Origin of the sequence: Shewanella surugensis, assembly GCF_023284005.1 — a bacterium.
Classification (GTDB): domain Bacteria; phylum Pseudomonadota; class Gammaproteobacteria; order Enterobacterales; family Shewanellaceae; genus Shewanella; species Shewanella surugensis.
On record NZ_JAKIKS010000168.1, the window covers coordinates 1 to 8,753 of the forward strand.

General features: G+C 37.6%; 7 protein-coding genes and 2 pseudogenes. All 9 read right to left on the bottom strand.

Annotated features, from left to right (window positions below):
- Positions 1-428: 428 nt before the first annotated feature.
- Entirely contained in the window at positions 429-1,313 is an 885-nt protein-coding gene (galU, locus tag L2764_RS24260; RefSeq protein WP_312018383.1) for a UTP--glucose-1-phosphate uridylyltransferase GalU, read from the bottom strand.
- Between the two features lie 20 nt (positions 1,314-1,333).
- Positions 1,334-3,259, bottom strand: a complete 1,926-nt coding sequence (locus tag L2764_RS24265; RefSeq protein ID WP_248942944.1) for a polysaccharide biosynthesis protein — start codon at positions 3,257-3,259, stop codon at positions 1,334-1,336.
- 109 nt (positions 3,260-3,368) lie between these two features.
- Positions 3,369-4,535, bottom strand: a complete 1,167-nt coding sequence (locus L2764_RS24270) for a nucleotide sugar dehydrogenase (RefSeq protein ID WP_248942945.1) — start codon at positions 4,533-4,535, stop codon at positions 3,369-3,371.
- Positions 4,536-4,617: 82 nt separating this feature from the next.
- Positions 4,618-5,619, bottom strand: a complete 1,002-nt coding sequence (locus L2764_RS24275) for an NAD-dependent epimerase (protein ID WP_248942946.1) — start codon at positions 5,617-5,619, stop codon at positions 4,618-4,620.
- Between the two features lie 9 nt (positions 5,620-5,628).
- A complete protein-coding gene (locus L2764_RS24280) occupies positions 5,629-6,177 on the bottom strand; it encodes a sugar transferase (RefSeq protein ID WP_248942950.1) in 549 nt (182 codons plus the stop codon).
- Positions 6,177-7,085 carry an NAD-dependent epimerase/dehydratase family protein gene (locus tag L2764_RS24285; protein WP_248942947.1) on the bottom strand — a complete coding sequence of 303 codons (909 nt, stop codon included), beginning with the start codon at positions 7,083-7,085 and terminating at the stop codon, positions 6,177-6,179. Before L2764_RS24285 ends, L2764_RS24280 begins: the two co-directional genes overlap by 1 nt.
- 370 nt (positions 7,086-7,455) lie before the next feature.
- A pseudogene (locus L2764_RS24290) lies at positions 7,456-7,618 on the bottom strand (NAD-dependent epimerase/dehydratase family protein); the annotation flags it as partial.
- Between the two features lie 27 nt (positions 7,619-7,645).
- Positions 7,646-8,359: pseudogene (locus L2764_RS24295) on the bottom strand (IS4 family transposase); the annotation flags it as partial.
- Between the two features lie 87 nt (positions 8,360-8,446).
- On the bottom strand, positions 8,447-8,602 hold the full coding sequence (locus tag L2764_RS24300; RefSeq protein WP_376708486.1) for an NAD-dependent epimerase/dehydratase family protein: 156 nt from the start codon (positions 8,600-8,602) through the stop codon (positions 8,447-8,449).
- Positions 8,603-8,753 lie beyond the last annotated feature (151 nt).

The following is an 8,753-nucleotide window of genomic DNA, read 5'->3' on the forward strand; positions in this document are numbered from 1 at the left end:
CGATTACATCGAACATTGCTTGGAACAGCTATCTCCCCCCAACTGTGATCTCAATAGTCTCTTACCTTGGCATGTTAATCTAAGCAAGGCGTAGTTCGCCGGACGCTCACCGTAAAGAAATCACATAGCGATGATGTTAAAGGTCGCTCACCATTGGAAGAGCCAAAAAGAGAAGCTATAGGATAAAACAAGGAGGGAGAGGGAATAACGTCAGCTATCAACTAAAATAGCATTAACTTAGCCTCTAAATGTTAGTCATAAAAAAAGGGCTATCGATATAAAACCGATAGCCATTCAGGGTATTCAGGGTATTCAGGGTATTCAGGGTATTCAGGGTATTCAGGGTATTCAGCACATTCTATCAAGATGGACCCAAAATCAATAAGCGACAAATTCAACCTAATAATATCATTAAAGCGTATTCAATGTTAGCGAGATAAAATATCATTAAGTTCCGTTTTAAAGGCAGCGCCTAACATTTTATCACGCAGTCCATATTCAACAAATGCTTTCATGTAACCTAATTTATCACCGCAATCATGAGACTGACCTGACATATGAAAAGCTTCAACCTTATCTAGTTCAATCAACTTATCGATAGCATCGGTTAATTGAATTTCATCGCCTGCTCCTTTAGGTGTATCTGCCAATAACGGCCAGATACGACTCGATAGTACATAACGCCCAACAACGGCCAAATTTGATGGGGCTGAATCAATATCAGGTTTTTCTACCATTGCTTTTATCGCTGTAGATTCACCACATTCAAGAGTTATATCATTACAATCTGCGATACCGTATTTATTAACATCATGCAAAGGCACCGGTGCAACCATAATCTGACTTGCAAGACTCGTTTTAAAACGTGAAATCATTGAGGCTAAGTTATCCGTTGCCTGGTTAGCGGTATATTCATCCAAAATCACATCAGGTAAAACAACTGCAAACGGGTTATCACCAATCAACGGTTTCGCACACAATACCGCATGACCTAAGCCCTTGGCTTCACCTTGGCGAACATGCATTATTGTCACATGTTTAGGGCAAATAGATTGCACTGCTTCAAGTAGCTGCCTTTTTACGCGCTTCTCTAACGTCGATTCAAGCTCATAGGAAGTATCAAAGTGATTTTCAATGGCATTTTTACTCGCATGCGTCACTAATACTATTTCTTTAACCCCCGCTTTGACACACTCATCAACAATATATTGGATCAAAGGCTTATCAACAAGCGGTAACATTTCTTTAGGGATGGCTTTAGTTGCAGGCAACATCCGAGTTCCTAAACCTGCAACGGGTATGACAACTTTCACAGTATCTAACCTTTTTAAAATTAAGAAGCTATTAGTTCTAATGTTTTATTTTCAGTCCCATTTGAACACCAAACTAAATCACCAATATCATCGGTAGGATTAAAACCTGTTGGCGCACTCAATAAAATATTTCTAATATCTTGATGTCTGAGTTCATGACAAGCCAAATCTAAATTATTTATAATTTTCGATAGATCATTCCAAGATAAATGGACTTCGTGTGCCGTCATAATACGCTCATGCTCAGTACCAGTCACATCATCACCAATTAACAATTCTTCGTACAATTTCTCACCGGGTCTTAACCCGCTAAATTCGATGGATATTTCTCCTTCGGGGTTATTATCATTTTTAACTTCATAACCACTAAGCCTGATCATCTTCTCAGCTAAATCGACAATTTTTACTGATGCCCCCATATCGAGTACAAAAACATCACCGCCTTTTCCCATAGCCCCCGCTTGGATCACTAATTGCGACGCCTCGGGGATTGTCATGAAAAAGCGTGTAATTTCGGGGTGAGTTACCGTTATGGGGCCGCCTCCTTTAATTTGCTTTCTGAACAGAGGTACCACTGAGCCTGAAGATCCTAATACGTTACCAAAGCGCACCATACAAAAACGCGTTGAATGCTGCTCTTTCGCTAATGCTTGCAGACACAACTCCGCCATACGCTTCGTTGTACCCATAATATTCGTCGGACGAACGGCTTTATCTGTCGAAATAAGTACGAAAGTTTCAACATTAGCTTCTATAGCGGCTCTGGCAGTATGCAGCGTTCCAAATACATTATTACGGATCCCTTCAACAACATTGTGCTCAACTAATGGCACGTGCTTATAAGCTGCAGCATGGTAAACCGTTTGCACACTAAAGGTATCCATTACAGTCAATACTCTATCCCTCCCTTGAACCGATCCCAACATAGGATAAATATCAATAGATAAATCATGATCTTTTATATAGATAGCCAATTCTTTTTCTATGGTATAAAGGCCAAATTCAGATAATTCAAACAGCACCAGTTTCTTAGGCTTTAATCTAATAATTTGCCTACAAAGCTCAGAACCTATCGATCCTCCGGCCCCAGTCACCATGACTACTTTACCTTGAATATTGGCAGATAATAAATCACTTCTAGGTGATACCGGCTCTCTGCCCAATATATCTGCTATTTCAACTTCTTTGACATCACTATAGAGTTTATTCCCATCGACTAAATCCGCGGTGGCAGGAATTGTCAGCACTTGAACCGCTAAGGATTCTAAAGAGATTAAAATCTCTTTGCGACGAGCATGAGAAACAGTCGGTAGTGCAAGTAATACTTTTGTGGCTGACTTTTGGCGAATCAACTTTCTAATGATTGAAGGCGAATGTACATGAATACCTTGAATAACACTGCCATGAGTAGCCTTATCATCATCAACGAATGCGAAAGGATAATATTCCTTACTTTGCATTAAAGAAGTGACCAATTGACGACCGCTGACACCAGCCCCATAAATAATCACTGGCTCTCCCTCTCGCTTCATACCTGACCCGACAATAGCCCGAATGGTCAAACGAGACCCCCCCACAAAGCCTAATGCAAACACGGCATAAATAACAGGAACTGTCCGGGGCAAGCCCAACTCAGCATAATAAGCAATCAAAACGACACTCAGTGTCGATGCGATAACTCCGAGTAAAATAGCAGTTAATGCTTGTAGGCCCATGTATCTTAAAACAGCTCGATACAAACCCAATCTAGCAAAAACCAACACACTAATAGGACAAACGGCGGCTATCAATAACCAATAGCCCGTATTAGTAAAAACAGAAAATGAATCTGTTCGTACTAATAGTGCTAACCAGAATGAAAACAATAAACTGAGGGAATCTATCGCTGTACTGACCCCCCTTTTTTGCATTCGATTTAACGAAAATAATAATTGCAAAAAATCCATCTATAGCTCCAAATAAATCTTATATAAAAGCCTTTAATAGTTCGTAAAACAATGTGAACAATGATTTATTCACTTATTAAATCAACAATTAAATTAATTGTTGATTTAATTAATCAACACCAAAAAGATCTCGAGTATACACTTTATCTCGTACATCATTTAACTCTTCTACCATTCGATTTGAAACAATGACATCACACATATTATTAAAGCAATCCAAATCACCAATCACAGCAGAATGAAAAAATTCATTTTCTTTCAGGGTAGGTTCATAAACAACCACTTTAATACCTTTTGCTTTTAAACGTTTCATGATCCCCTGAATTGAAGATGATCTAAAATTATCTGAACCCGATTTCATCACTAAGCGATAAACTCCCACCGTTTTAGGGTTTCGTTTAAGTATTGAATCGGCAATAAAATCTTTTCGAGTGGTATTAGCTTCAACAATAGCCCTAATAATACTATTAGGAACATCAGCATAATTTGCTAATAATTGTTTAGTATCTTTAGGTAAGCAATAACCGCCATAGCCAAAAGAAGGGTTATTGTAATGTGAGCCTATTCGAGGATCTAAGCTAACACCTTCGATGATCTGCTTACTATTTAACCCATGAGACTCCGCATAAGAGTCGAGTTCATTAAAATAAGCCACTCTCATGGCAAGGTAAGTATTAGAAAATAATTTAACTGCTTCAGCCTCGCTAGAGTCAGTAAAAAGAACGTCTATATTGTCTTTAATCGCTCCTTCAGTAAGTAAATTCGCAAATATTCTCGCTCGTTCTGAACATTCCCCAACGATGATCCGTGATGGATATAAGTTATCATGGAGCGCACGACCTTCACGTAAGAACTCAGGTGAGAATATAATATTATTACAAATTAATTTTTCCTTAATGCTTTCGGTATACCCCACTGGCACTGTCGACTTAATCACCATAACCGCATTGGGATTAATCGACATCACATCTTTAATGACAGACTCTACCGATGATGTATTAAAATAATTTGTTTCAACATCATAATCTGTAGGTGTGGCAATAATAACAAAATCAGCCTCTTTATAAGCAAGTTCTTTATCTAAGGTCGCCCTTAAACTTAAATTATTATTCTTTAAGAAACCTTCAATTTCAACATCTGTAATTGGTGAAATGCGATCATTTAATAAATCGACTCTTTCAGATATTATATCAATGGCAATAACTTCATTGTTTTGAGCCAATAATATCGCATTAGATAAGCCAACATATCCGGTTCCAGCTATAGCAATTTTCATTCTTATTTTTATTCCCTATATAAAAAAACAAACATTAATCTAATAAAGTCACTTGTAATATTAGTAACTTTGATTTTATTCGTTATTTATAAAATCCTTTATACCACGCAACAAACTTTTTAACACCTTCTGTTACATCAACTTGTGGCTTGTAACCTATTACCTCAAATAAGTCTTGTGTATCAGCATAGGTTTGATAAACATCACCGAGTTGCATCCCACGAAAGTTTTTCTTAGCCTCAATACCTAACTCAACTTCAATAGCCTCAATAAAGTCCATTAAGTTTATTGGACTACCATGACCTATATTATAAACACTGTATGGTGCAGAGCTTGAAGCAGGTGAACCTGCTTCAACAGTCCATTCTGGTGTCTTAGTTGGAATGACATCAGCAATCCGAATGACTCCTTCGACAATATCATCAATATAGGTAAAATCACGCCACATATCACCATTATTATTAATATCGATAATATCGCCATCCAAAATTTTCTTGGTGAAAATAAAGGGCGCCATATCTGGACGTCCCCAAGGGCCATAAACGGTGAAGAAACGTAAACCAGTGGTAGGAATATTATAAAGATGCGAATATGAATGCGACATTAACTCATTCGATTTTTTGGTTGCTGCATAAAGTGAAACTGGATGATCAACTGAATCAGAAGTTGCAAATGGAACTTTACCATTTAGTCCGTATACTGAACTAGATGATGCATACACTAAATGCTTAACCTTATTATGTCTGCAACCTTCCAAAATATTTAAGTGGCCGAGCAAATTCGACTCGGCATAAGCATGCGGATTTTCGAGTGAGTAGCGAACGCCAGCTTGTGCTGCTAGATGTATAACGCGGTCAAATTGCTCTTGACTAAAAAGCGTATCTACTTCAGCTCTATCAGCAATATCTAAATGAACAAAACGAAACTTGGGATGCTCTATACGAGACAATCTTGCTTGCTTTAAATTGATCTCATAGTAATCGTTAAGATTATCGATCCCAATAACATCATGCCCTAGGTTTATGAGTTTTTCTACAACTGCACTACCTATAAAGCCAGCTGAGCCCGTAACTAAATATTTCATGTAATAATCCTACTTAACTGCATCGCCGCTACCACTACCTGTAACCGTCATACAGATATATTTAAAATAATCTCTAATCGTTAATGACTCGATCATTTGTCGATCAGTTTTAGCCAATAGCTCTGGTGTTGACATATCGATATTATTTACTTGTGCAAGTCCAGTAATACCAGGTAGAACATTGTAAACACCTAGACAATCTCTCTCTCTGATAAGATCCAGCTGATTTAAAAGGTTAGGTCTTGGACCAACGAGGCTCATCTCACCTTTCAAAACGTTAATAAGTTGAGGTAACTCATCAATTTTTGTTCTTCGCAGAAAAGCGCCTAATTTTGTAATAGATGAATTACTAGCTAGATGGCTAGCAACAGATTCAGTTTCAACTGACATTGTTCTAAACTTAATCAAGTTAAATGGTTCTTTATTCTTACCTACTCTAGTTTGAATAAATATAGGAGACCCTGTATCGAAGGTGCCAATGACAATAACAAGTAACAGTATTGGCCATAACAATAAAAGGCCAAAGAAGGCCGCTAAAAAATCTAACGTACGAATCATCATTTACTCCCTGAAAGAAAACTCATAGCCTGCTTCATTGTATATGGTGCACTCCAACCTAGCACATGCTGAAGGTTAGAAGAATCGACTTCTAGGTTTCCAACCAACTGCTGTACCATCGTAGGCTTATTGAATAATTTACCTAAGAACTTCATCAATCCGACAGGGACAGGAAGCTGGATTAGCGGCCCCCCTAAACCAACGGCTATTGCATTGGAAAATTCTTTTATTGAAACAGATTCACAATCTGACGCCAAAAAAATGTTCCCAGGAGCTTTGGGGTGGCTGGCACATGTAAATAGTAAGTCACATAAATTCTGTACCGAAATAAAATTACGCTTATTATTGACTAAAGCAAAAGGCAAAAATGGGAACTTGTGAATTAGCTGGGTCAAAGCACCAAAATTTCCTGGAGCATCAGGCCCATACACTAAAGTAGGTCGAACAATAACAACTTCTATGCCTGTATCCTTTGCCAAGTTATTGAGTCCAACCTCTGCATCATACTTAGACTGCGAGTAAGCATTGTGTGGATTTGGAACTGAATTATTAGAAAATGGAGTCTCTGTAGTAATAGTTCCATTAACACCAATAGAACTAACAAAAACAAAACGTTTTACACCTGCATTTGTAGCTTCTCTGGCAAGGTGCAAGGTTCCTGATACATTTACTGCCTGATAATCCTCTTCAGTGAATGAATGATCATGAGCAAGGCCAGCAAGGTGAATAACTGTATCAATATCGACAAAAGCATCACTCCAATTTGCACTCTCATCAAGATTTGCTATTGAATGCTCGGAGGCATACCTTACTTTGTCCGAACTCCTGACTACGTGTCTTTTTATGGGATAATTACTCGTAAAAAATGAACCAATAAAGCCGGAACTCCCCGTTAAAAGGATATTCATAATATAAACCTAAAATACTGCATAATTTATATTTCCTTTAGAAATAACTAAATCATTATAATTCATCAATTTTAATTCCAGCAGCTCTGTAGGCAATTAGAATAATGCTATCTATATCACTGAACAATTTCAGCCACACCTTCTTTCAATTCACTATTAAATATCTTCTTAATAAAGATAAAGGGAGCCATATCAGCAGGGCAACCGCATGAGTGCTCAATAATCAACCTGATTGATAACGGTACATTCGATTACCCTCTTTTCGTTCCAGTTTTTGGCTTAATGATTGTGCCACACTAGAATGTTTAACGAACAATTATTGAGTGAAAAACGTTCATGCTGTTGCCCTGGCCATATCAGGCCTTCCTCAGTGACCATAAACTGTAAAAAAGTGCAGACCCTGTTGTTGAAATATTATAAAGATTCGAATATGAATGCGACATTAATTCATTCGATTTTTTGGTTGCTGCATATAGTGATACTGGATGTTCAACAGAGTCTAAAGTCGAAAAAGGTGTTTTACTATTTAAACCCTTAGAGATCCCCTCATTTTTTGATCTTTAAATAATGCCGAATATTGATCGATATATATGATGTTGTTCAAGGTATCGATTAAAATTATCCATCAATGGCTTTGCCCATTCTTCTCGCATTCCAGGTAACAATTCATAATATTCACACCCTTGGCGGAATAATGAATCAGTGCGCGTTTTGCTAGTATTCGCCTTCAATATCTTCTCTAAATCCGCATCCTCACCCGCTTTCCCTAAGAACGTCAGTAAACCTATCGTTATCGCGCTAAGCAAAAATAATCTATCTCTTCTAGTGGGTGAGCGAGTATAGGTTGCACTCATTCCCATGCCAAATCGGTCGTTCTTGATATCCCTAAATGTCGTTTCTATTCCCCAGCGTTTTCCATATAAAGTCAATATCTTACTACTGGCTAGATCATTTCGACTCGAAGCAAGATACCAAGCTTCTTTCATGTCTTTCTTTTTACAACAAATAACCCTGGCAACATCTTGTCTGTTACCCGTTATTTGCACATGCTTAAGCGTCTTAGTTCGACCACTTGGCAATAGCCATTCTTTGATAGGAAATAACGCCCCTGAGGCATCCGTAACTTTAATGTTAGATTTTATCCGGATAATGAAATCGAAATGCAATTCATGCTGGATAAAGTCAAATAATGCGGTATCGCCAAAGCCTCTATCTGCAACAACCGTGACTCGGACATCTTGTGGGATCACTTCTCTGAGTTTGACCAATAACTCATCTTCGTAATGATTGCGATCTTAGATCTCAGCAATAAGCGACACACTTTTACCTGTTAAAAATCCATTTTAATAAATTTAAACTTCTCATTTATAATTCTTTTCAATCGAGAAAACTTTAAATTTCACAGCATAATAATCATTTAAATTATCGATACCTATCACTATGTGGCCCAAACTTAATAACTTTTCAGCGACTGAGTTTCCTATAACTCCAGCTACTCCGGCAACTAAGTATTTCATATATATACCTATTTAAATTAAAACGTTAGTATCGCTACTTTGAGTTATTGTCAAATGTGGTGTATCAATGAATCGTGATGTTCTGTTTGATCTTGAGTGATCCGTTCACCATCTTTAAATTGAATACCTGATATGACATCAGCAAGCAGCT